The organism is Pseudomonas sp. (assembly GCF_035497915.1).
Classification (GTDB): Bacteria; Pseudomonadota; Gammaproteobacteria; order Pseudomonadales; family Pseudomonadaceae; genus Serpens.
Window position 1 is genome coordinate 181662 of sequence record NZ_DATJCS010000036.1, and the last position, 22296, is coordinate 203957.

Annotated in this window: 23 protein-coding genes; 18 read left to right on the plus strand and 5 right to left on the minus strand. The window is 66.9% G+C overall.

Annotation, left to right across the window (positions count from 1 at the left end; translation table 11 throughout):
- Positions 1-81 precede the first annotated feature (81 nt).
- From hemC to VL129_RS11130, 7 genes are all read left to right on the plus strand, one after another.
- On the plus strand, positions 82-1020 hold the full coding sequence (gene hemC / locus VL129_RS11100) for a hydroxymethylbilane synthase (RefSeq protein WP_325412878.1): 939 nt from the start codon (positions 82-84) through the stop codon (positions 1018-1020).
- Positions 1017-1787, plus strand: coding sequence for a uroporphyrinogen-III synthase (locus VL129_RS11105; protein ID WP_325412879.1), 771 nt, complete (start codon positions 1017-1019; stop codon positions 1785-1787). The genes hemC and VL129_RS11105 overlap by 4 nt, the downstream gene beginning before the upstream one ends.
- 9 nt (positions 1788-1796) lie before the next feature.
- Positions 1797-2921: a uroporphyrinogen-III C-methyltransferase gene (locus tag VL129_RS11110; protein WP_325412880.1), complete on the plus strand. Its 1125-nt coding sequence runs from the start codon at positions 1797-1799 to the stop codon at positions 2919-2921.
- The gene (locus tag VL129_RS11115) at positions 2918-4117 is read left to right on the plus strand and encodes a heme biosynthesis HemY N-terminal domain-containing protein (RefSeq protein ID WP_325412881.1); all 1200 of its coding nucleotides are present in this window, start codon (positions 2918-2920) and stop codon (positions 4115-4117) included. Before VL129_RS11110 ends, VL129_RS11115 begins: the two co-directional genes overlap by 4 nt.
- Before the next feature lie 55 nt (positions 4118-4172).
- A complete protein-coding gene (locus VL129_RS11120; protein ID WP_325412882.1) occupies positions 4173-4664 on the plus strand; it encodes a disulfide bond formation protein B in 492 nt (163 codons plus the stop codon).
- A 195-nt stretch (positions 4665-4859) separates the two neighbouring features.
- Positions 4860-5339 (plus strand): sigma D regulator, encoded by a 480-nt coding sequence (gene rsd, locus VL129_RS11125; protein ID WP_325412883.1) that lies wholly within the window; start codon positions 4860-4862, stop codon positions 5337-5339.
- A gap of 111 nt (positions 5340-5450) precedes the next feature.
- Complete coding sequence (locus VL129_RS11130) at positions 5451-5972, plus strand: AlgP family protein (RefSeq protein WP_325412884.1); 522 nt, start codon at positions 5451-5453, stop codon at positions 5970-5972.
- Here VL129_RS11130 and VL129_RS11135 read toward each other — a convergent pair.
- Positions 5966-6433 carry a TIGR02444 family protein gene (locus tag VL129_RS11135; protein ID WP_325412885.1) on the minus strand — a complete coding sequence of 156 codons (468 nt, stop codon included), beginning with the start codon at positions 6431-6433 and terminating at the stop codon, positions 5966-5968. The genes VL129_RS11130 and VL129_RS11135 overlap by 7 nt on opposite strands.
- 49 nt (positions 6434-6482) lie before the next feature.
- On the opposite strand from VL129_RS11135, the gene VL129_RS11140 reads away from it, so the two are divergent.
- The 5 genes from VL129_RS11140 to VL129_RS11160 are packed head-to-tail and all read left to right on the plus strand — an operon-like array spanning position 6483 to position 10834.
- Positions 6483-8390, plus strand: a complete 1908-nt coding sequence (locus VL129_RS11140) for an ATP-binding cassette domain-containing protein (protein WP_325412886.1) — start codon at positions 6483-6485, stop codon at positions 8388-8390.
- Positions 8387-8962, plus strand: a complete 576-nt coding sequence (locus VL129_RS11145; protein ID WP_325412887.1) for a mechanosensitive ion channel family protein — start codon at positions 8387-8389, stop codon at positions 8960-8962. The genes VL129_RS11140 and VL129_RS11145 overlap by 4 nt, the downstream gene beginning before the upstream one ends.
- Before the next feature lie 5 nt (positions 8963-8967).
- A complete protein-coding gene (locus tag VL129_RS11150) occupies positions 8968-9729 on the plus strand; it encodes a TerC family protein (protein WP_325412888.1) in 762 nt (253 codons plus the stop codon).
- An 18-nt stretch (positions 9730-9747) separates the two neighbouring features.
- The gene (locus VL129_RS11155) at positions 9748-10380 is read left to right on the plus strand and encodes a LysE family transporter (protein ID WP_325412889.1); all 633 of its coding nucleotides are present in this window, start codon (positions 9748-9750) and stop codon (positions 10378-10380) included.
- A 1-nt stretch (position 10381) separates the two neighbouring features.
- Positions 10382-10834: a YaiI/YqxD family protein gene (locus tag VL129_RS11160; protein WP_325412890.1), complete on the plus strand. Its 453-nt coding sequence runs from the start codon at positions 10382-10384 to the stop codon at positions 10832-10834.
- A gap of 6 nt (positions 10835-10840) precedes the next feature.
- Here VL129_RS11160 and VL129_RS11165 read toward each other — a convergent pair whose 3' ends face one another.
- The 3 genes from VL129_RS11165 to elbB all read right to left on the minus strand — a co-directional run bounded on the left by VL129_RS11165 (position 10841) and on the right by elbB (position 12886).
- Positions 10841-11422, minus strand: a complete 582-nt coding sequence (locus VL129_RS11165) for an alpha/beta hydrolase (protein WP_325412891.1) — start codon at positions 11420-11422, stop codon at positions 10841-10843.
- A gap of 233 nt (positions 11423-11655) precedes the next feature.
- Positions 11656-12123, minus strand: a complete 468-nt coding sequence (locus VL129_RS11170; RefSeq protein WP_325412892.1) for a thioesterase family protein — start codon at positions 12121-12123, stop codon at positions 11656-11658.
- 103 nt (positions 12124-12226) lie between these two features.
- Positions 12227-12886, minus strand: a complete 660-nt coding sequence (gene elbB / locus VL129_RS11175; RefSeq protein ID WP_325412893.1) for an isoprenoid biosynthesis glyoxalase ElbB — start codon at positions 12884-12886, stop codon at positions 12227-12229.
- Between the two features lie 290 nt (positions 12887-13176).
- On the opposite strand from elbB, the gene hemB reads away from it, so the two are divergent.
- The 3 genes from hemB to VL129_RS11190 all read left to right on the plus strand — a co-directional run bounded on the left by hemB (position 13177) and on the right by VL129_RS11190 (position 17673).
- Positions 13177-14190, plus strand: a complete 1014-nt coding sequence (gene hemB / locus VL129_RS11180; protein WP_325412894.1) for a porphobilinogen synthase — start codon at positions 13177-13179, stop codon at positions 14188-14190.
- Between the two features lie 49 nt (positions 14191-14239).
- The gene (gene ppk1 / locus VL129_RS11185; RefSeq protein ID WP_325412895.1) at positions 14240-16426 is read left to right on the plus strand and encodes a polyphosphate kinase 1; all 2187 of its coding nucleotides are present in this window, start codon (positions 14240-14242) and stop codon (positions 16424-16426) included.
- Between the two features lie 245 nt (positions 16427-16671).
- Positions 16672-17673, plus strand: coding sequence for a TRAP transporter substrate-binding protein (locus VL129_RS11190; RefSeq protein WP_325412896.1), 1002 nt, complete (start codon positions 16672-16674; stop codon positions 17671-17673).
- A gap of 27 nt (positions 17674-17700) precedes the next feature.
- On the opposite strand, the gene ppx is transcribed toward VL129_RS11190, so the two are convergent.
- On the minus strand, positions 17701-19200 hold the full coding sequence (gene ppx / locus VL129_RS11195) for an exopolyphosphatase (protein WP_325412897.1): 1500 nt from the start codon (positions 19198-19200) through the stop codon (positions 17701-17703).
- 322 nt (positions 19201-19522) lie between these two features.
- On the opposite strand from ppx, the gene trxA reads away from it, so the two are divergent.
- From trxA to VL129_RS11210, 3 genes are all read left to right on the plus strand, one after another.
- Positions 19523-19849, plus strand: coding sequence for a thioredoxin TrxA (gene trxA / locus VL129_RS11200; protein WP_325412898.1), 327 nt, complete (start codon positions 19523-19525; stop codon positions 19847-19849).
- 233 nt (positions 19850-20082) lie between these two features.
- On the plus strand, positions 20083-21339 hold the full coding sequence (gene rho, locus VL129_RS11205; protein WP_325412899.1) for a transcription termination factor Rho: 1257 nt from the start codon (positions 20083-20085) through the stop codon (positions 21337-21339).
- A gap of 198 nt (positions 21340-21537) precedes the next feature.
- Positions 21538-22296: glutamate--cysteine ligase (locus VL129_RS11210; RefSeq protein WP_325412900.1), on the plus strand; the 759-nt coding region annotated here is incomplete at its 3' end.

Sequence of the window (22296 nt, forward strand, 5' to 3'; positions counted from 1 at the left end):
GGCGCTTTCCTTGATCCGGGCCGGTCCAGCCCCGGGCCCCGGCCTGTTATCATGCCGGCAGTTCTCGTTCTGGAATTGCCCATGTCCCGCGAAATCCGCATTGCCACCCGCAAGAGTGCCCTGGCCCTGTGGCAGGCCGAATACGTCAAGGCGCGCCTGGAGCAGGCGCATCCCGGCCTGAAGGTCAGCCTGGTTCCGATGGTCAGTCGCGGCGACAAGCTGCTGGACGCGCCGCTGGCGAAGATCGGTGGCAAGGGCCTGTTCGTCAAGGAACTGGAAACCGCCCTGCTGGAGAACGAGGCGGACATCGCCGTGCACTCCATGAAGGACGTGCCCATGGAATTTCCCGAGGGCCTGGGCCTGTTCTGCATCTGCGAGCGCGAAGATCCGCGCGATGCCTTCGTTTCCAACACCTTCGACTCCCTGGACACGCTGCCCGCCGGCGCCGTGGTGGGCACCTCCAGTCTGCGCCGCCAGGCCCAGCTACTGGCCCGTCGCCCGGACCTGAAGATCCAGTTCCTGCGCGGCAACGTGAACACCCGCCTGGCCAAGCTGGATGCCGGTGAATACGACGCCATCATCCTGGCCGCCGCTGGCCTGATCCGTCTCGGCTTCCAGGAACGCATCCGCTCCTTCATCAGCGCCGAAGACAGCCTGCCGGCCGGTGGCCAGGGTGCGGTGGGTATCGAATGCCGCAGCGCCGACAGCGAGGTGCATGCCCTGCTGGCGCCGCTGCATCACGCCGACACCGCCGACCGGGTGATCGCCGAGCGCGCACTGAACAGGCACCTGAATGGCGGCTGCCAGGTACCGATCGCCTGCTATGCGGTGCTGGAAGGCAACGACCTGTGGCTGCGTGGCCTGGTCGGCCAGCCTGATGGTGGCCGTCTGCTGCGTGCCGAGGCTCGCGCGCCGCGCCAGAACGCCGAAACGCTGGGCGTCGAGGTGGCCGAGGCGCTGCTGCAACAGGGCGCCGCCGCCATCCTGGCCGAGGTCTATGGCGAGGCCGGCCATCCGTGACCGGCTGGCGCCTGCTGCTGACGCGCCCGGCCGAAGAGTGCGCCGCACTGGCGGCGCAACTGGCCGAGCAGGGCGTCCACGGCAGCTGCCTGCCCCTGCTGGAGATCGAGCCGCTGCCCGAAACGCCCGAGCAGCGCAGCCTGCTGCTGGAGCTGGACCGCTACTGCGCGGTGATCGTGGTCAGCAAGCCGGCGGCGCGCCAGGGTCTTGAGCGCCTCGACCGCTATTGGCCGCAGCCGCCGATCAACCAGCGCTGGTTCAGCGTTGGCGCGGCCACCGGGCAGATACTCGCCGACTACGGCCTGCACGTCAGCTGGCCGGAAGGCGGCGATGACAGCGAAGCGCTGCTCGAACTCCCGGCCTTCAGTGAAGCCCTGCAGGTGCCCAGCCCGCGTGTGCTGATCATGCGCGGCGACACTGGCCGGGAATTGCTCGCCGAGCATCTGCGCGGCCAAGGCGTGGCGGTCGACTATTTGCCACTCTACCGCCGCCGCCTGCCCGACTATGCTTGCGGCGAACTGCCACGACGCGTGGCCACCGAACGGTTGAATGGCCTGGTGGTCAGCAGCGGCCAAGGCTTCGAGCACCTGTACCAGTTGGCCGGTGAGGCCTGGCCGGAACTGGCTCGGCTACCCTTGTTCGTGCCCAGCCCGCGGGTCGCCGAACAGGCCTGCGCGGCCGGTGCGCGGCAGGTGATCGATTGCCGGGGCGCCAGTGCCACGGCACTGCTCCAGGCATTGCAGGAACATCAGGCCCTACACGGATAGGACGTACTCGTGAGCGAAACCGACGCGCAAACCCCTGTACTCCCCGCTCCCGCCGAGCAGACTGCGCCGCGTACCGCGGGTCGCGCGGCCTTGCTGCTGGCGGTCGCCGCTCTGCTGATCGCCCTGGCGGCCGCCGCCCTCGGCGGCTGGAGTTTCTGGCAGGGCCAGCAACTGCAGCGCCAGGCCCAGGCCCAGCTGGCCGAGCAGCAGCGCCAGCAACAGCAATGGCAGACCGCCCAGGCCGAGGGCGAGCAACGTCTCGCCGATGCCGGCCGTGCCGTTGCGGAACGCCTCGAACAATTGCCGAGCCAGGAACAGCTGGGCGAGCAGCGTCAACTGCTGCAGACCCTGCAGGGCGACCAGCAGCATCTGGCGCAGAGCCTCACCCGCCTGCTCGGCGCCAGTCGTGAGGACTGGCGGCTGGCCGAGGCCGAGCACCTGCTGCGCCTGGCCATCCTGCGCCTGTCGGCCATGCAGGACGTGCCCAGCGCGATCGCCCTGGTGCAGGTCGCCGACGACATCCTGCGCGCGCAGAACGATCCACTGGGCTTCGCCGCGCGCGGCGAGATGATCAAGGCCCTGGAAGCCTTGCGCGCTCTGCCGCAACCGGACCGTGACGGCCTGTTCCTGCAGCTGGCGGCCCTGCGCGAGCAGGGCGAACGCCTGTTGCACCAGGCGCCGCAGTTCAGCGGCGGCAGCGTTCCGCCAGCACCCGAACAGGCCAGCGAAGAGCGCTTCTGGGAGTACGCCTGGCGCAAGCTGTCGCCTTATCTGCGCATCGAGCTGAACGCCGAGCAGGAGCTGCGCCCGCTGCTGGCCGGGCAGAACCTGGCGCAGGTGCGCCTGGCCCTGAGCCTGGCCCTGCAGCAGGCGCAGTGGGCCGCGCTGAATGGTCGGCCACAGGTCTACGGCGCCGCGTTGCAACAGGCCACCGAGGTCCTCAACGGTTATTTCGATACCGCGAACCCCGCTGCGCGCAGCCTGGCGCAACGGCTGAGCGAGCTGGCCGAGCAGCCAGTGACGGTGGAGGCTCCCGACCTGCGCCCGGCGCTGCAGAGCCTGCAGAGCTACCTCCACCAGCGGCAGCAGGCGCGCGGCGAACAGCCGCCGGCCGAGCCGGAGGACGCCCAATGATCCGTGCCGCGCTGCTGCTCATCCTGCTGGTGGCGGGCGCGGGCCTGCTGATTCGAGGCATCGCCGAAGGCAGCGGCTACGTGCTGATCGCCTATCGGGGGCTGCGCTACGAGTCCAGCCTGTGGATGTTCCTGGCCATCCTCCTGGCGCTCTGGCTGCTGGTCTGGCTGACGCGCCGCCTGCTGCGTCTGCTGGGCGTTTCGGGCGCACTTATCAACCCCTGGTCGCGGCGCCATCAGCAACGGCGCGGCCACAAGGCCAGCGATCGCGGCTTGCTCGAACTGGCCGAAGGTCGCTGGCGTCCGGCGCTGCAGCACCTGCGCCTGGCCGCCGAGCAGGATCCGCATCCCTTGCCCTACTACCTGGCCGCCGCGCGCGCCGCCCAGCACCTGGGTGATCACGAAGAAAGCGACGCTTTGCTGGAGCAGGCGCTGAACCGCCAGCCCCACGCGGAACTGGTCATCGCCCTCACCCATGCCGAGCTGCAGGAGCAGCGCGGCAACCTGGCGGGTGCCGAGGAAACCCTGACCGCCATGCTCGGGCGCCATCCGCACCAGCCGGAAACCCTGCGCCGACTGGTCGCCGTGCAGCGCCGTCAGCAGAAGCCGGCCGCGTTGCTCGGCCTGCTGCCGGAGCTGCGCAAGCGCAAGGTGCTCGACGAAGACGAACTGCGCGAACTGGAGCGCGAGGCCTGGGCGGAGCGCCTGCGTGAGGTCGGGCGCAGCGGTGAGGCGCAAGCCCTGCGTGACACCTGGCCGCTGCTGAGCAGCAGCCTGCAGCATGACGCGCAGCTGCTGGGCCTGTATGCCGAGCAACTCGGGCGTGCGGGCGCCGAGGCGGAAGCCGAGACCCTGGTGCGCAAGGCGTTGCGCAGGCAATACGAGCCGGCGCTGGTCGAACTGTACGGCCGCCTGCGCGGGGCCGACAGCGGCCAGCAGCTGCACGAGGCCGAGCAGTGGCTCAAGGAGCATGCCGGGGATCCCCTGCTGCTGCGCGCCCTGGCGCGCATCAGCATTCGTCATCAGCTGTGGGGCAAGGCGCGCGACTATTACGAGGCGAGCCTCGGCCTGCGTCGTGATCCGCGTACCTGCGCGGAGCTGGCTCGGCTGCTGGCGCGCCTGGGCGAAGAGGAGCGCAGCAACCAACTGTTCCAGGAAGGTCTGGGAATGCTCGACAGCGACGCACGTCAGGCTTGAAATGCCCCGGTGGGTTCCTCTACCGTAGCGACCCTCACAGCCCACCGGTATCACCATGCTCCGCGCCAGTTCCCGCACGCTGTTCCTTGTCGCCTTCCTCGGCACTGTCCTGATCATGCTGGGAGCGCTCTATCTGGAACACGGCGTCGGTCTGGAACCGTGTCCGCTGTGCATCCTGCAGCGCCTGGCGGTCATCGGTTTCGGCCTGGTCTGCCTGATCGCCGCCGTGCACGGGCCGGCGCGCACCGGCCAGCGGGTCTATGCCGCGCTGGCGCTGCTGATGGCGGGTGCCGGTGCCGGTGTTGCCGGGCGGCAGATCTGGCTGCAGCAGGTGCCGGCGGACGAGTTGCCTGCCTGCCTGCCCAGCCTCGATTACATGCTCGAAGCGCTGCCGTTCCAGGAAGTCATCAGCCTGATGCTGCATGGCAGCGCCGATTGCGCCAAGGTCACCTGGACCCTGTTCGGCATGAGCATTCCGGAGTGGAGCCTGCTGGCCTTCATCGGCATGATCCTCTTCGCGGTGTACTTGCTGTTGCGCCGCCGTTGATCGGCTGGCGGCCCTTCGCCGCATCCTGAATCGTTCCGCAAGCCGCGCCAGGCGCGGGTTGGCGACCAAACGACCGTATGAAGATTTCCCCGCCTGCGCCTTGTAAGGCACAAGCGGGCGGGCCTACAGTGGCTCGCACGCGGCACCGAAGCTGGTGCACGTCCTGATGCCGCATACGAGTCATACGAGGTCGACATGTTGGAACGATGCCGAAACGCCCAGGAACGCTGGGGTGGGGTTCATGAACTGATCGATCGCTGGTTGCGCGAACGGCAGGACCTGGTCACCGAGCTCGTCGCTCTTGGCAAGGGCGTGCAGCCGGGCGCGCAAGGGGCCGAAGCACTCCGCGGCTTCTGCCAGCTGATGCTCGATTACGTGTCCGCCTGGCATTTTGGCGTCTATGAGCAGTTGCTCATCGAGGCTCGCGAGTTCAAGGACGAGCGTGGCCTGGAAGTGGCCAGCCAGATCCAGCCGCGCATCGAGGCAATTACCTCCGAAGTGGTGGCCTTCAACGACCGCTGCCCATCCGGCCGCTGCGCCAGCGACCCGGCACTGGCGCAGGAGCTGCTGCAGCTCGGCCAGCTGTTTTGCGAACGCTTCGAGCTGGAGGACTGCCTGATCGAGGTGTTGCACACCGCCCACCGCCAGAAGGCGCAGGTGGCGGTCGGGCAGTAAGCCCCGGGATTCGTTGCTTCCGGTCAAGCCGCCTGGCAATGCCGCATGGCGCTCCTATGCCCGGCCCGGATGGCCGGCTAGTATGGGCGCATTCATCGCCAGGAGAGCCTCATGGCTGCCAAGAAGAACACCGTACAAACCCCTCTGCACCTGCTGCAGGAACTGTCGCAGAGCCTGCTCGCGCACCTCGAGGAAGCCTGCGTCCAGGCCCAGGCCGACGCCGAGAAGCTGCTGCTCAAGCTGGATCGCCAGCGCGGCAAGGCCCAGGACAAGCTCGAAGAGGCGCGTCAGAGCCTCGAGAAGGCTGCCGCCGCCGGCAAGGCCGGCGCCCAGACCAAGGCCCGCGCGCGCATCGAGAAGTTCGAGTTGCTGCTGGATGCGCTGAAGGCCAGCGATCTGGATACCCGCAATTACCTGGCGCAGTTGAAGTCCGACATCCAGGACAGCCTGCGCATGGCTCAGCCGATCGGCAAGGCTGGCGAGGCGGCCGCCCAGGCCCTGGCCGCGCGTGAAGAGGCTCCCAAGGCCAAGGCGCCGCGCGCTCCTCGGGCAACCAAGCCCGCGGCTGAAAAAGCTCCGGCGAAGAAGGCACCCGCCCGCGTCGCCAAGCCCAAGGCGGCGGCAGCTCAGTAAGCTGCAACCCTGACGGCAGCCGCCAGGCTGGCCAGCGCCGCCGCGTTCGTCGTCGGGCTGGCCAGCGCGGCGAGCCACTGCGGCGCCGCGCCGGATTCCCGGTCGGGCCAGGGCGCGGCAACTGCCTCCAGGCGGCGCAGCAGCTCGCGTTCGGCATCCTGTTCGAGTTCCGCCAGGCGCCGGCGCAGCGTGGCAAGCCCGGCATCCTGGCTGGCCGCCGTCTTCCAGCGCCGCCGCAGATCGCGCAATGGCGCGATCACGTCGCGTTGCCAGTCGGCCGCGACCTCGCGCAGCTGCCGACCGCGCGCCGGCGTGCAGGCCACGCCGCGTTCACCCAACCAGGCGGCGCACAGCAACAGGCAGATGTCCTCGCCATGCTCGTCCTGCAGGGACAGGCAGGCCTGCTCGATGCCGGGGCGGGCATAGAGGCCGAGGGCAAAGCGCCACAAGGTATTGCTCATCGTCCACCCGGTGCGCCGGCGCAGGAAACTGGATAGACTGCGCCGCCTTATGATTCGACTCGAAAAGCTTACCCTACAGCGTGGTCCGCAGCGTCTGCTGAACGAGGCCGACCTCACCCTGCATCCCGGTCAGAAGGCGGGTCTGGTCGGCGCCAATGGCGCCGGCAAGTCCAGCCTGTTCGCCCTGTTGCGCGGCGAACTGGGTGCCGATGGCGGCGAGTGCCAGCTGCCAGCCAGCTGGCGCATCGCCCACATGCGCCAGGAGATAGACGACCTCGAGCGTCTGGCGGTGGACTATGTGCTTGATGGCGATGTCGAGCTGCGCCGTATCCAGCGCGAGCTGGCTACCGCCGAGGCGGCCCACGACGGCGCCGCCCAGGCGCGCCTGCACACCGAACTGGACAACGCCGACGGCTACAGCGCCGACGCCCGCGCGCGCAAGCTGCTGGCTGGGCTGGGTTTCGAGGCGGCGCAGATGGAACGCCGGGTCGGCGACTTCTCCGGTGGCTGGCGCATGCGCCTCAACCTGGCGCAGGCGCTGATGTGCCCGTCCGACCTGCTACTGCTCGACGAGCCCACCAACCACCTGGACCTCGATGCGATCCTCTGGCTGGAAGGTTGGCTGAAAAGCTACCCGGGCACCCTGCTGCTGATTTCCCACGACCGCGACTTCCTCGATGCGGTGGTCGAGCAGATCATCCACGTCGAACAGCAGAAGCTCACCCAGTACCGGGGCGGTTATTCCGCCTTCGAGCGCGCCCGCGTCGAGCGTCTGGCCCAGCAACAGCAGGCCTACGACAAGCAGCAGGCGCAGCGCGCGCACATGGAAGACTTCATCCGCCGCTTCAAGGCCAAGGCGTCCAAGGCCCGCCAGGCGCAGAGCCGCCTCAAGGCGCTGGAGCGCCTGGAAGAGCTGGCCCCGGCGCATGTGGATTCGCCGTTCGATTTCAGCTTCCGCGAAGCACTCAAGGTTTCCAGCCCGTTGCTGGACCTGGCCGAAGGCCGCCTCGGCTATGGCGAGCGCACGGTGCTGGACAAGGTCAAGCTGCAGTTGGTGCCGGGCGCGCGCATCGGTCTGCTCGGCCCGAATGGCGCCGGCAAGTCCACGCTGATCAAGACCCTGGCCGGCGAGCTGCAGCCGCTGGGCGGCCGCCTGCAGCGCGGCGAGAACCTGGCGGTCGGCTACTTCGCCCAGCACCAGCTGGACGCCCTGGACCCCAAGGCCAGTCCGCTGCTGCACCTGCAGCGCATCGCCCGCGACGAACGCGAGCAGACGCTGCGCGATTTTCTCGGCGGCTTCGACTTCCGCGGCGACCGTTGCGACGAACCGGTGGTCAACTTCTCCGGTGGCGAAAAGGCCCGTCTGGCCCTGGCGTTGATCGCCTGGCAGCGACCCAACTTGCTGCTGCTTGACGAACCCACCAACCACCTGGACCTGGAAATGCGCCTGGCGCTGACCATGGCCCTGCAGGAGTTCGAAGGCGCGGTGCTGGTGGTCTCCCACGACCGCCATCTGCTCAAGAGCACCACCGACCAGTTCCTGCTGGTGGCCGAGGGCCGCGTGCAGGAGTTCGACGGCGATCTCGACGATTACGCGCGCTGGCTGGTGGATTTCCGCGCCCGCCAGCAGCCGGCCAGCGCCGAACCGGTCGGCGAGCGTACCGACAAGCGCGCCCAGCGCCAGGCGGCCGCCGCGCTGCGCCAGCAGCTGGCGCCGCACAAGCGCGAGGCGGACAAGCTGGAGAAGCAGCTCGGCGAGGTGCAGGAAAAGCTGGCGGCGATCGAAGCCCGACTGGCCGACCCGCAGCTGTATGAGGCGTCCCGCAAGGACGAACTCAAGCAGCAACTGGCCGAGCAGAGCACCCTCAAGGCGCGCGAGGCACAGCTGGAGGAAGCCTGGCTGGAACGCCTGGAAACCCTCGAGGCGCTGCAGGCGGAACTGGAGAGCAGTCAATGAAAACCTGGTTGCCGCTTTGGGCCCAGGAGTGGTTCGGCATCCTGGTGCCCGGCTTGCAGATTGTCCTGATTCTGGTGCTGGCCTGGGCGCTGCAGCGCTTGTTGCGGCGCTTCATCGTGCGCATCGGAGAACGTTACCGCCTGCCGATGGAATTGCTCATGCCGCTACGCGGCATGCTCAGCTGGCTGATCATGGGCAGCGCCCTGCTCATGGTGCTGGAACGCCTGGGCGTGTCGGCCACCGTGCTGTGGACGGCGCTGACCGGTTTTGCCGCCGTGGCGGCGGTGGCCTTCTTCGCCGCCTGGAGCGTGCTCTCCAACCTGTTCTGCGCCCTGCTGATCTTCACCGCCGGTCCGTTCCGCGTCGGCGATCAGCTGGAAGTGCTGGAAAGCGCCGACAAGCCGGGGGTCAAGGGCCGGGTGGTGGACATCAACCTGCTCTACACCACGCTGGAAGATGTCAGCGAAGATAGCCGGGGCGCGCTGCTGCAGATCCCCAATACCCTGTTCTTCCAGAAGGTTGTGCGCCGCTGGCGCGGAACCGAACTCACCATCCTCAAACGCGAGAAGTGATCCCTATGGAATGGCTGACCAACCCGGAAATCTGGGTGGCTTTCCTGACCCTGACCGCCCTGGAAATCGTCCTCGGCATCGACAACATCATCTTCATTTCCATTCTGGTGTCGCGCCTGCCCAAGGCGCAGCAGCCCAAGGCACGCTTCTACGGCCTGGCGCTGGCCATGGGCACGCGCATCCTGCTGCTGCTGTCCATCGCCTGGGTGATGCGCCTGACCAACGACCTGTTCAGCGTCCTCGGCGAGGGCGTCTCGGGTCGCGACCTGATCCTGTTCTTCGGCGGCCTGTTCCTGCTGTTCAAGAGCACCCTGGAAATCTGGCACAGCGTCGAAGGTGAAGAGGAGTCCCATGAAGGCGGTGGTGGCGCGGTCAAGGCCGGCTTCCTGGGCATCATCCTGCAGATCGCGGTGATCGACATCATCTTCTCCCTGGACTCGGTGATCACCGCCGTGGGCCTGGTGGAGAACGTGCCGGTGATGGTCGCCGCCATCGTCATCGCCGTGCTGGTGATGATGCTGGCCGCCGGCACCATCAGCGAGTTCATCGACAAGCACCCGACCCTGAAGATCCTCGCCCTGTCGTTCCTGATCGTGGTCGGCACGCTGCTGGTGGCCGAGGCCTTTGACGTGCATGTGCCCAAGGGCTATGTGTATTTCGCCATGGCCTTCTCGCTGGGCGTTGAAGCGATCAACATCCGCATGCGTCGGGCCATGAGCCGCAAGCTGCGGGATCCGCTGCAACTCAACAAGGGTCAGCCGGACTGAGTCCGGAAGGACATCGCCATGGCATGGGAAACCTGGATTGCCTTCTTCGCCGCCTGCTGGGTGATCAGCCTGTCGCCCGGCGCCGGGGCCATCGCCTCGATGTCCAGCGGCCTGCGCTACGGCTTCTGGCGCGGCTACTGGAACGTGCTGGGCCTGCAGCTGGCGCTGGCAATGCAGATCGCCATCGTCGCCGCCGGCCTGGGCGCGGTGCTGGCGGCCTCGGAGCTGGCCTTCGGGCTGATCAAGTGGTTCGGCGTCGCCTACCTGCTGTACCTGGGCTGGAAGCAGTGGATCGCGCCAGCGGGCGAGCTGGCCGCGAGCGACACGGCGCGCCCGCTGGGCCGTCCGCTGACCCTGGTGCTGCGCGGCTTTCTGGTCAACGCCAGCAACCCCAAGGCGATCGTCTTCATCCTCGCGGTGATCCCGCAATTCCTCGATCCGCGTCAGCCGCTGCTGCCCCAGTACCTGATCATTGCCGCCACCATGATTGCCGTGGACCTGGTGGTGATGGCCGGCTACACCGGGCTGGCGGCCCGGGTGCTGCGTCTGCTGCGCTCGCCGCGCCAGCAGCGGCTGCTCAACCGCACCTTCGGCGCGCTGTTCATGGCCGCCGCCGCGCTGCTGGCCACCGTGCGCCGGGCGCCGGCCTGAGATGCGCATCTGGATCGATGCCGACGCCTGCCCCCGCCCGGCGCGGGATCTGGTGGTCAAATTCGCTCTCAAGCGCAGCCTGCAGGTGTGGCTGGTGGCCGGTCAGGCGCAGACCAAGCCGGCCTTTGCCTGCGTGCGCCTGATCGTGGTGCCCAGCGGACCGGATGCCGCCGACGATTACCTGGTCGAACACGCCGAGCCCGGCGATCTGGTGATCTGCAGCGACATCCCGCTGGCCGACCGGCTGGTGAAGAAGGGTGTCGTCGCCCTCGACCCGCGCGGCCGCGAGTTCGACGAGCGCAACATGGGCGAGCGCCTGGCGCTGCGCAATCTGTTCAGCGACCTGCGTGATCAGGGCCAGATGGGCGGTGGCCAGGCGGCCTATGCCGAGCGGGATCGGCAGGCCTTCGCCAACGCGCTGGATCGCCTGGTGACGCGCCTGTCCCGCGGCTGAGCCGGTTCAGGCGTAGCGTCGGGCGCGCTCGTCGATCCGTTGCTGCAGGCGGTACAGCCAGGCGAAGCCCTGTTCCCAGCGATGGTGTCCCGACTTCACGTTGATATGGCCGACGCCACTGAGCAGCGTGGCCTCGGCATACCAGTCGGCGGCCAGTTGCAGGGCGCGCGCGGCGCTGGCCGCCGGGTCGTTGTCGGAGGCGACCAGCAGGCTGGGAAAGGGCAACGGCTGGCGCGGCAGCGGCGCGAAGTTGCACAGCGGTTGCGGGCATTCCACGCGTTCCACATCCGCCGGGGCCACCAGCAGTGCGCCACGGACTCGCTCGAGCAGGGCAGGTGACGCCTGGGCTGCCCAGTGGGCGATGGTCACGCAGCCCAGGCTGTGGCCGATCAGGATCACCGGGCCGGGCGCTTGCGTGACGGCTTCTTCCAGGCGCCGCACCCAATCGGCCTGACGCGGCTGCATCCAGTCATCCTGTTCCACCCGCGCGCTGTTGGGCAGCACGCGCTGCCAATGGCTCTGCCAGTGCTCGGCCGGCGAGCCCTGCCAGCCGGGAACGATCAGGTAGTGGGGAGTGGAAAGGGACATGGCGCGCCTCCTGACGATTTCGGGCGCCAGTGTAGAAAGCCCGGCTCTGGATCAGAAGGAATAAAAAATTATTTTCTTATGCCTGGAATCGCAATGAACCTGTAGGAGCGACTTCAGTCGCGAGCTGTTGGGGCGCCCGGCTTGGGGCGCCCGCCCAGGGGCCCCCGATCAGGCTATGGCCCCGCACAAAAGCATCGCGGCTGAAGCCGCTCCTACAGAAGCGGCGGGCGCCGCTAGCCGCACAGATAGGTCCCGGTACCCACCGCGATCAGCACGCCGTCCTCGTTATGCAGCTCGCTGCGCACCACCGCCACCTTGTTGCCTTCGCGCAGCGGCACCGCGCTGGCGATGAAGGAGGTGCCGCGCCCCGGGCGCAGGTAGTCGATGCGCAGGTCGATGGTGCCCAGCCGCGCCAGTCGCGCCATGCGCTCGGCCACCGGCAGCTCGTTCAGCCGTTCGCAGGCGCCGATCAGCGCCATGGCCCCGCCGGCCACGTCGAGCAGCGTGGCGATCGCGCCGCCATGCAGGATGCCCTGCACGAAGTTGCCGATCAGCTCGGCGCGCATCGGCATGCGCATCAGCACCTGCTGGCGGGACAGGTTGTCGATCTCGATGCCGAGCTGCTGGTTGAAGGGGATGCGGGCAAAGAACTGGCCGATGGCCGCGTACAGCTCTGCATTGGAGGAGGACGGGTGCATCATCAGCGGCGCTCCGGGAGACGGGACGCGCAGGCTCGCCCGGAAGCGGCGTCGCTGGCCAGTGGCCTGGCGCAGCGAGCCGGCAGTTTGTCCGCTATGGCCTGTTTCAGGCCTCGGCGAGAATCAGCACCTCGTCCACCAGCTTGTTGATGCCGGTGGCAGCCTCGCTGATCGAGCGGGCCAGCATGTAGGCCGGGGTGGTGACCAGCTTGTGGCGCTGGTCGATCACGATATCTTCCACCGGGCAGTCCTGGTGGCGCGCGCCCATCTTTTCCATGGCCGCCGCGGTATCGGCGTCGTTGCCGATGGTGCAGTGCACGCCGGCGCCGAAGATCTTCGCCGCCAGCGCCGGGGCGATGCAGATCAGGCCGATCGGCTTGCCGGCCTTGGCGAAGGCCTGGGTGACCGCCAGCACGTCGGGCTGCACCGTGCAGTTGGCGCCGCTCACCGCGAAGTCGCTGAGGTTCTTGGCCACGCCGAAACCGCCCGGCAGGATCAGCGCATCGAAGTCCTCGACCCGCGCCTCGCGCAGGTCCTTGATGTTGCCGCGCGCGATGCGCGCCGCTTCGACCAGCACGTTGCGCGTGCCATTCATTTCATCGCCCCGGTAGTGGTCGATGACATGCATCTGCTCGACGTTCGGCGCGAAGCACTGCACCTGCGCGCCGCGCTGGTCCAGGCGCAGCAGGGTGAGCACGCTCTCGTGGATTTCCGATCCATCGTAGACACCACAACCGGAAAGAATGACGGCGACTTTCTTGTGCATGCTGTTCTCCTGTATCGGTTCTGGGCGCGCTGCCGCTGTGTCGCCGCGGCGGCGGATGCCGTCATCCTACTGCGTGACCGCCGGGCGGGCGAGTTCCTCCTTGGAGTGCCGGCGGATGCCGCCGTTGCATGCCGGACGTCGCCGTGGATGGCTCGACGCAGAGCGCCGGCTGGCCGACAATGCTGGCTCGTCGCACCACCCGCCGGCGGTGCGCAGGCTGTCATCAAATCGTCATGATGATGCCGCTAACTCTTCACACACGCGCCCGCGAGGCGCCTGGAGTACCCGCCGTGAGCTACACCCCCGCCGACCGCCTGTTCCCCGCCACCCGCCTGCGCCGCAACCGCAAGGATGAGTTTTCCCGCCGCCTGGTGCGCGAGAACCGGCTGAGCGTGGACGACCTGATCCTGCCGGTGTTCGTGCTCGACGGCGAGAGCCGTCGCGAGGCGGTGCCCTCCATGCCCGGCGTGGAGCGCCTGTCCATCGACCTGCTGCTCAAGGAGGCCGAGCAGTGGGTGGCGCTGGGTATTCCGGCGCTGGCACTGTTTCCGGTCACGCCCACGGAGAAGAAATCCCTGGACGCCGCCGAGGCCTGGAACCCGGACGGCATCGCCCAGCGCGCCACCCGCGCCCTGCGCGCGCGCTTCCCGGAGCTGGGGGTGATCACCGACGTGGCGCTGGACCCGTTCACCACCCACGGTCAGGACGGCATCCTGGATGAAGAAGGCTACGTGCAGAACGACGTGACGGTCGACGCCCTGGTGCGCCAGGCGCTGTCCCACGCCGAGGCCGGCGCCCAGGTGGTGGCTCCGTCGGACATGATGGACGGCCGCATCCAGGCGATCCGCGAAGCGCTGGAAGTTGCCGGCCACGTCAACGTGCGCATCCTCGCCTACTCGGCCAAGTACGCCAGCGCCTACTACGGCCCGTTCCGCGACGCGGTGGGCTCGGCCGCCAACCTGGGCAAGGGCAGCAAGAACACCTACCAGATGGACCCGGCCAACGGTGACGAGGCGTTGCACGAAGTCGCCGCCGACCTCGCCGAAGGCGCCGACATGGTGATGGTCAAACCTGGCCAGCCCTATCTGGACATCGTCTGGCGGGTCAAGGAGACCTTCAAGGTGCCCACCTTCGCCTACCAGGTCAGCGGCGAGTACGCCATGCACATGGCGGCCATCCAGAACGGCTGGCTGAGCGAAGCGGTGATCCTGGAGTCCTTGGTCGGATTCAAGCGTGCCGGGGCCGATGGCATCCTCACCTACTTCGCGGTGCGCGCCGCGCAACTGCTGCAACAACAGGGTTAGTGGCCGCTACGACCGCTAACCCACCTCAGCTGATCAACAGGGAATCGAGATGAACACCGACGTTTCTATCGACAGTACAACCCCCGAGCTTCTGGAAGGGGTCGAGGCGCCGCAGGTCGACGCGCTGCCGGTAGCGCCCGAGCCTCCCGTGGCGACGGTGAACAACCTGGACGACACCAGCCTGTACATCCACCGCGAGCTGTCCCAGCTGCAGTTCAACATCCGCGTGCTGGACATGGCGCTGGACGAGTCCTACCCGCTGCTTGAGCGCCTGAAGTTCCTGCTGATCTTCTCCAGCAACCTGGACGAGTTCTTCGAGATCCGCGTCGCCGGCCTGAAGAAGCAGGTCAACTTCGCCCGCGAGCAGGCCGGCGCCGACGGCCTGCAGCCGCACCAGGCGCTGGCGCGCATCGGTGAGGTGGTACACGAGCAGGTCACCCGCCAGTACTCGATCCTGCATGACGTGCTGCTCCCCGAGCTGGCCAAGCAGCAGGTTCGCTTCATTCGTCGCCGGCAATGGAATACCAAGATCAAGGCCTGGGTGCGCCGCTACTTCCGCGAGGAAATCGCACCGATCATGACGCCGATCGGCCTGGACCCGACCCACCCGTTCCCGCTGCTGGTCAACAAGAGCCTGAACTTCATCGTCGAGCTGGAAGGCGTGGACGCCTTCGGCCGCGATTCCGGCCTGGCGATCCTGCCGGCGCCGCGCCTGTTGCCACGACTGATCCGCATTCCCGAGGAGGTCGGCGGCACGGGCGACAACTTCGTGTTCCTCTCGTCGATGATCCACGCCCATGCCGACGACCTGTTCCATGGCATGAGCGTCAAGGGCTGCTACCAGTTCCGCCTGACCCGCAACGCCGACCTGGCGCTGGACGAGGACGTCGAGGACCTGGCCCGCGCGCTGCGCGGCGAGCTGCTGTCGCGCCGCTACGGCGACGCGGTGCGCCTGGAGGTGGCCGACAATTGCCCGGCGAACCTGTCCAACTACCTGCTGCGCCAGTTCAATCTCAGCGAAGGCGAGCTGTACAAGGTCAACGGTCCGGTCAACCTCACCCGGCTGTTCAGCATCACCGGCCTGGACGGTCACCCTGACCTGCAGTACACGCCGTTCACGCCGAGCATTCCCAAGCCGCTGCAGAACGCCGAGAACATCTTCAACGTGGTGGCCAAGCAGGACATCCTGCTGCTGCACCCTTACGAATCGTTCACCCCGGTGGTCGATCTGCTGCGCCAGGCGGCCAAGGACCCCCACGTGCTGGCCATCAAGCAGACGCTGTACCGCAGCGGCGCCAACTCGGAGATCGTCGATGCGCTGGTGGAAGCGGCGCGCAACGGCAAGGAAGTCACCGCAGTCATCGAGCTGCGCGCGCGCTTCGACGAGGAGTCCAACCTGCATCTGGCCGGTCGCCTGCAGCAGGCCGGCGCGGTGGTCATCTATGGTGTGGTGGGCTTCAAGACCCACGCCAAGATGATGCTGATCATGCGTCGCGAGAACGGCGAACTGGTGCGCTACGCCCACCTGGGCACCGGCAACTACCACGCCGGCAACGCGCGTCTGTACACCGACTACAGCCTGCTGACCGCCGACGCGGCGCTCGGCGAGGACGTCTCCAAGCTGTTCAGCCAGCTGATCGGCATGGGCAAGACCCAGCGCATGAAGAAGCTGCTGCACGCGCCCTTCACCCTGAAGAAGACCCTGCTCGACCTGATCGCCCGCGAGACCCAGACGGCCAGCGAGGGCAAGCCGGCGCATATCATCATCAAGGTCAACTCGCTGACCGATCCGAAGATGATCAAGGCGCTCTACAAGGCCAGCCAGGCCGGGGTGAAGATCGAGCTGATCGTGCGCGGCATGTGCTGCCTGCGCCCGGGCATTCCCGGGGTCTCGCACAACATCCAGGTGCGCTCGATCATCGGTCGCTTCCTGGAGCACAGCCGGGTCTACTACTTCCTGGCCGGCGGCGAGGAGCAGCTGTTCCTGGCCAGCGCCGACTGGATGGAGCGCAACCTGGACCGCCGCGTGGAAACCTGCTTCCCGGTGGAAGGCAAGAAGCTCAAGCTGCGGGTCAAGAAGGAGCTGGAAACCTACCTGGCGGACAACACCGGCAGCTGGATCCTGCAGCCGGACGGCCGCTACCTGCGCAACACGCCGAGCGGCAATGCCCACCCGCGCAACAGCCAGATGATCCTGCTGGAGCGCCTGGCCAACCCGCAGCTGGCGGTGCTCTGATCCGGCGGAACGGGTCTGCGCCGGGCTGCTGACGTCAAACCGTCGCCGCATTTTGTGATGTGCTCGATGGTTTGATTCCGTCACTTGCCGAACACTCTCGCCCCGTTGCGCGCGGACGATCCCGCGCGCAACGGTCGCGATCGGCAAGGCTTCGGGCAGGGTGGCAGTGAAGCGGGTCGATTCCCATTCATCGCGGCTGCCGGCAGGGGAACGTCAGGCAGGCGGCGCTGAGCACGTGGTAATCCATGTACCGCTTCGTTTTTCCCTTCCAGTGCCTGCTGCTGGGGCTGTTGCTGGCCCAGCCGGCCAGCGCCCAGGATGCCGAGCCCATCCTCATCCGTTTCGCCCATGTGGTCGCCGACGATACCCCCAAGGGCAAGGGCGCCCTGCTGTTCAAGCAGCTCGCCGAGCAACGCCTGCCCGGCAAGGTGCGCGTGGAGGTGTATCCGAACTCCACCCTGTATGGCGACAGTGACGAGATGCAGGCGCTGCTCGACGGCAAGGTCGAGCTGCTGGCGCCCTCGCTGTCCAAATTCGATCGCTACACCAAGAAGCTGCAGCTGTTCGACCTGCCGTTCCTGTTCGACGACGCCGAGGCGGTGAAGCGTTTCGGGCGGCGTGAGAAGAGCCGCGAGCTGCTGCGCTCCATGGTCGGGCACGGCATCAGTGGACTGGCCTACTGGAGCAACGGGCTCAAGCAGCTGTCGGCGGATCGTCCGCTGATGCTGCCGCAGGATGCCCAGGGCGTGAGTTTCCGTATCCAGAATTCGGCCGTGCTGCAGAGCCAGTTCGAAGCGCTGGGCGCCCAGCCGGTGCGCCTGGCCTTCGGCGCCATGTACAAGGCCCTGGAAAGTGGCCAGGTGCAGGGGGCGGAAAACCCCTGGTCGAACATCGTCAGCCAGAAGGTGCACACCGTGCAGTCGCACATCGTGGAGAGCAACCACGGCGTGCTGCACTACATGCTGATCACCAATACGCAGTTCTGGAACAGCCTGCCCTACGCCATTCGCGTCGAACTGGACGGCATCGTCGAGGAAGTCACCCAGGTGGTGAATGCCGAGGCCGAGGCGCTCAACACGCGCGACCGTGCGCGGATCGCCGCCAGCGGTCAGGTCCGCCTGATCGGCCTGAACGCGGAGCAGCGCGCCGCCTGGCGCGAGGCGATGCTGCCGGTCTGGAAGCTCTACGAGGACGAGATCGGCGCCGACGTGATCCGCGCGGCGCTGGCCGTCAACCGCAGTCGCTGAGCGGCCGGGGCATGCCCCGGCTGCGCTTCAGTGCACGCTCAGGCGGTATTCGATGCGCTTGAGCCACTCGGCTTCCTGATCGAAGTCCGCCCGGGTCAGCGGGTTGGCGGCCAGCCAGCCCTCCGGGAAGTGCAGATCCAGATGGCGCTCGCTGGCTTCCAGGCGCACCCGGGGCATTTCCTGGGTGCCACGGATGTGGTGGAAGAGGATGGCGAAGCGCAGCAGGATGCACAGGCGCACCAGCGTGTCGGTATCGCCGTCGGCTTCCTGGAACTTGTCCAGCGGAATGTTGCGGCGATGGCCGCGCACCAGCAGCGCCAGGTTCAGCTGGTCCTGGCGCGAGAAGCCGGCCAGATCGGAATGTTCGATCAGGTAGGCGCCATGCTTGTGGTAGTGGTAGTGGGCGATGTCCAGGCCGACCTCATGCACCCGCGCCGCCCAGCCCAGCAGTTCGCGGTGCCAGTCCTGGTCGAGGTTCCAGGCGTCCGCCACCTGCTCCAGGGCCGACAGGGCCTTGGTCTTCACCCGCTCGGCCTGCTCCTGATCCACGTGGTAGCGCTCCATGAGCGCCGACAGGGTGCGCTCGCGCACGTCCTCGTGACTGTGACGGCCGATCAGGTCGTAGAGCACGCCTTCGCGCAGCGCGCCTTCGGAATGGGTCATGCACTGCAGGCCCAGGGCATCGAAGATGGCTTCCAGAATGGCCAGGCCGGCGGGGAAGATCGGCCGGCGGTCCGGCTTGAGGCCCTCGAAATCGATCTGCTCGACGCTGTCCAGCTTGAGCAGGCGGCGCTTGAGCCAGTCCAGCCCCTCGGCGTTCACCTCGCCGCTACCGCGCTGGCCGGCCTGGATGACCTGGCCGATGGCGCGGATGGTGCCGGAGGCTCCGATCGCCTCCTGCCAGCCGTGGCGGCGCAGGCTGGTTTCGATGCTCATCAGTTCCAGACGTGCGGCAGTGTAGGCCTCGGCGTAACGGGCCGGGCTGATCCGGCCGTCGGCGAAAAACTGCTTGGTGAAGCTGACGCAGCCCATCTGCAAGCTTTCCCGGACCAGCGGTTCGAAGCGCTGGCCGATGACGAATTCCGTGCTGCCGCCACCGATATCGGCCACCAGGCGGTTGCCGTCCATGTCGGGGAAGGTGTGCGACACGCCGAGATAGATCAGGCGCGCCTCCTCGATGCCGGCCACCACTTCGACCGGGTGCCCGAGCAGCGCTTCGGCGCGGCGGATGAACAGGTTGCGGTTGCGCGCCACGCGCAGCGCGTTGGTGCCGACGATGCGCACCGCGCCCTGCGGCAGGCCGTGAATCAGCTGGGCGAAACGCGCCAGGCAGTCGAGGCCGCGCTGCATGGCTTCCTCGGTGAGGTGGCGGCGTTCATCGAGGCCGGCGGCCAGCTGAACCTTGTCACCCAGACGTTCGAGAATACGGATCTCGCCCTGATCGACGCGTGCCAGCACCATATGGAAGCTGTTCGACCCCAGATCGATGGCGGCAATCAGGGGGAACTGCTCTGGAAGATTGGACATAAACGATAGTCTCGGAAAAAAGCCGGGCAATCCTGCCATGTGATCATGGCAGAGCCAACGTCGGAGGCGGGAAACCAGGGACGGGATGAGCGGGAGCGTCCACCGCGGCGAAGGTGATCTACGCTGTTCGCGGCGCCTCGCGGCGCCTCGCGGCGGCGGGCCCTGCGGCATCGGGTCGCGGCCGGGGGCCGGTGCGTTTCGCCCGTCGATTGGCGGCGTTGCGCCAACCCATAGGCAGAGCCAATCGCCATCGCCTTCCCGATGGGGCCGGGGAAGGCTATGATACGGCCCACTTTTGCCTTGTCCGATCACGGAGACTTCCATGAGTGAGTTCATCACCAACATCAGCGATGCCAGCTTCGACCAGGACGTGCTCCAGGCGGACGGCCCTGTGCTGGTTGACTACTGGGCCGAGTGGTGCGGTCCGTGCAAGATGATCGCGCCGGTGCTGGACGAGATCGCCCAGACCTACCAGGGCAAGCTGAAGGTCTGCAAGCTGAACATCGACGACAACCAGGAAACCCCGCCCAAGTACGGCGTGCGCGGCATTCCGACGCTGATGCTGTTCAAGAACGGCAACGTCGAGGCCACCAAGGTGGGCGCCCTGTCCAAGTCGCAGCTGGCTGCCTTCCTGGACGCCAATCTGTAAGCGACCGCTGTAAAAAAGCCCTGCCGTTCGGCGGGGCTTTTTGCTTTTCGGGCTGGACGCCCGTCCGTGGCCGATGGTAGATTCGGCACCGCTGTTTCTTTCACAGCCCCCCGCAAGCCGTCGTCGACGCATTTAGCATTCGTATCTGCACGCGATTTCTGGTCGCCTTCTCCGACGCGGCTCACAAGCTCGATGCTTGTCCCATCCCTACCGCATACAACTTCGTCATTCCTATGAATCTGACCGAACTCAAGCAAAAGCCGATCGCCGAACTGCTCGACATGGCCGAACAGATGGGCATCGAGAACATGGCCCGTTCGCGCAAGCAGGACGTGATCTTCGCGCTGCTGAAGAAACACGCCAAAAGTGGCGAGGAAATCTCCGGTGACGGCGTGCTGGAAATCCTCCAGGACGGTTTCGGCTTCCTGCGCTCGGCCGATGCTTCCTACCTGGCCGGCCCGGACGACATCTACGTGTCGCCCAGTCAGATCCGTCGCTTCAATCTGCGCACGGGCGACACCATCGTCGGCAAGATCCGTCCGCCGAAGGAAGGCGAGCGCTACTTCGCGCTGCTCAAGGTCGATTCGATCAACTTCGATCGCCCGGAGAACGCCAAGAACAAGATCCTGTTCGAGAACCTCACGCCGCTGTTCGCCAACAAGCGCCTGAAGATGGAAACCGGCAACGGTTCCACCGAGGATCTCACCGGCCGCGTCATCGACCTCTGCGCCCCGATCGGCAAGGGTCAGCGCGGTCTGATCGTCGCCCCGCCCAAGGCGGGCAAGACGATCATGCTGCAGAACATCGCGGCCAATATCACCCGCAACAACCCCGAGTGCTACCTGATCGTCCTGCTGATCGACGAGCGCCCGGAAGAAGTGACCGAGATGCAGCGCACCGTGCGCGGCGAAGTGGTCGCCTCCACCTTCGACGAGCCGCCGACCCGCCACGTGCAGGTCGCCGAGATGGTCATCGAGAAGGCCAAGCGCCTGGTCGAGCACAAGAAGGATGTGGTCATCCTGCTCGACTCCATCACCCGTCTGGCGCGTGCCTACAACACCGTGATCCCCAGCTCCGGCAAGGTGCTCACCGGCGGCGTGGACGCCAACGCACTGCAGCGCCCGAAGCGCTTCTTCGGCGCCGCCCGCAACGTCGAGGAAGGCGGCAGCCTGACCATCATCGCCACCGCGCTGACCGAAACCGGCAGCAAGATGGACGAGGTGATCTACGAGGAATTCAAGGGCACCGGCAACATGGAAGTCCACCTGAGTCGGCGCATTTCCGAGAAGCGCGTCTACCCGGCGATCGACATCAACCGCTCCGGCACCCGCCGCGAAGACCTGCTGATCGACCCGGACATGCTGGCCAAGATCTGGATCCTGCGCAAACTGCTGCACCCGATGGACGAGCTCAGCGCGATGGAATTCATGCTGGACAAGATGAAGAACACCAAGTCCAACGACGAATTCTTCAACTCGATGAAGCGCTGAGGGGCCGGGAATCGGCAATCGGGATTCGCGGAGCCTCGACGCCGCTGCTTCCCTCCCTCTCCCCCAAGCAACGCTTGGGGGAGAGGGTTGGGGTGAGGGGGGGCTCCTGTACCACCACGTACAACTATTTCCCGTCGCCCCCTTTTCGTTGTCACGCAACACCCCCATAGTGTCTCGTTCAACCTGCGAGGCCATACCGTGTCCATACCCAGTGCCGCCAAGAGCACGCCGATCGGCGGTCGCCAGCAACTCGCTGATTATCTGGCTGCCGGCGAAAAGCCCCGCGAAGCCTGGCGCATCGGCACCGAACACGAGAAATTCGGCTTCCTCACCGACAGCCTGCGCCCGCCCACCTTCGAGGGCGATCGCGGCATCCGCGTGCTGCTGGAAACGCTGGCCAGCCGCTACGGCTGGCAGATCGCCCGCGAGGGCGACACGCCGGTGGCGCTCACCCGCGGCATGGCCAACATCACGCTGGAACCGGCCGGCCAGCTGGAGCTTTCCGGCGCGCCGCTGGAAACGGTGCACGACACCTGCCGCGAAGTGAATTCGCACCTGGATGAAGTGCGCTCGGTCGCCGACACGCTGGGCATCGGCTTCCTGGGCATGGGCTTCCAGCCCAAATGGCCGCGCGACGAAATGCCGTGGATGCCCAAGGGCCGCTACAAGATCATGCACGAGTACATGCCCAAGGTCGGTTCGCTGGGCCTGGACATGATGACCCGCACCTGCACCGTGCAGGTGAACCTGGATTTCGGCAGCCAGGCCGACATGGTGAAGAAATTCCGTGTCAGCCTGGCGCTGCAGCCGATCGCCACCGCGCTGTTCGCCGATTCGCCGTTCACGGAAGGCCGTCCAAACGGCTATCAGTCCTACCGCTCGCACATCTGGACCGACACCGACAACGACCGTACCGGCATGCTCGATTTCGTGTTCGAGGACGGCTTCGGCTACGAG

What these genes read in the sequence shown, in the direction of transcription:
- VL129_RS11140 (WP_325412886.1), top strand. Translation starts at nt 6,483, where the DNA reads ATGATTCGACTCGAAAAGCTTACCCTACAGCGTGGTCCGCAGCGTCTG.
- VL129_RS11170 (WP_325412892.1), bottom strand. Translation starts at nt 12,123, where the DNA reads ATGATGCACCCGTCCTCCTCCAATGCAGAGCTGTACGCGGCCATCGGC.
- VL129_RS11120 (WP_325412882.1), top strand. Translation starts at nt 4,173, where the DNA reads ATGCTCCGCGCCAGTTCCCGCACGCTGTTCCTTGTCGCCTTCCTCGGC.
- elbB (WP_325412893.1), bottom strand. Translation starts at nt 12,886, where the DNA reads ATGCACAAGAAAGTCGCCGTCATTCTTTCCGGTTGTGGTGTCTACGAT.
- VL129_RS11155 (WP_325412889.1), top strand. Translation starts at nt 9,748, where the DNA reads ATGGCATGGGAAACCTGGATTGCCTTCTTCGCCGCCTGCTGGGTGATC.
- ppk1 (WP_325412895.1), top strand. Translation starts at nt 14,240, where the DNA reads ATGAACACCGACGTTTCTATCGACAGTACAACCCCCGAGCTTCTGGAA.
- VL129_RS11165 (WP_325412891.1), bottom strand. Translation starts at nt 11,422, where the DNA reads ATGTCCCTTTCCACTCCCCACTACCTGATCGTTCCCGGCTGGCAGGGC.
- hemC (WP_325412878.1), top strand. Translation starts at nt 82, where the DNA reads ATGTCCCGCGAAATCCGCATTGCCACCCGCAAGAGTGCCCTGGCCCTG.
- ppx (WP_325412897.1), bottom strand. Translation starts at nt 19,200, where the DNA reads ATGTCCAATCTTCCAGAGCAGTTCCCCCTGATTGCCGCCATCGATCTG.
- VL129_RS11150 (WP_325412888.1), top strand. Translation starts at nt 8,968, where the DNA reads ATGGAATGGCTGACCAACCCGGAAATCTGGGTGGCTTTCCTGACCCTG.
- VL129_RS11160 (WP_325412890.1), top strand. Translation starts at nt 10,382, where the DNA reads ATGCGCATCTGGATCGATGCCGACGCCTGCCCCCGCCCGGCGCGGGAT.
- VL129_RS11130 (WP_325412884.1), top strand. Translation starts at nt 5,451, where the DNA reads ATGGCTGCCAAGAAGAACACCGTACAAACCCCTCTGCACCTGCTGCAG.
- rho (WP_325412899.1), top strand. Translation starts at nt 20,083, where the DNA reads ATGAATCTGACCGAACTCAAGCAAAAGCCGATCGCCGAACTGCTCGAC.
- rsd (WP_325412883.1), top strand. Translation starts at nt 4,860, where the DNA reads ATGTTGGAACGATGCCGAAACGCCCAGGAACGCTGGGGTGGGGTTCAT.
- VL129_RS11190 (WP_325412896.1), top strand. Translation starts at nt 16,672, where the DNA reads ATGTACCGCTTCGTTTTTCCCTTCCAGTGCCTGCTGCTGGGGCTGTTG.
- VL129_RS11135 (WP_325412885.1), bottom strand. Translation starts at nt 6,433, where the DNA reads ATGAGCAATACCTTGTGGCGCTTTGCCCTCGGCCTCTATGCCCGCCCC.
- VL129_RS11145 (WP_325412887.1), top strand. Translation starts at nt 8,387, where the DNA reads ATGAAAACCTGGTTGCCGCTTTGGGCCCAGGAGTGGTTCGGCATCCTG.
- trxA (WP_325412898.1), top strand. Translation starts at nt 19,523, where the DNA reads ATGAGTGAGTTCATCACCAACATCAGCGATGCCAGCTTCGACCAGGAC.
- VL129_RS11115 (WP_325412881.1), top strand. Translation starts at nt 2,918, where the DNA reads ATGATCCGTGCCGCGCTGCTGCTCATCCTGCTGGTGGCGGGCGCGGGC.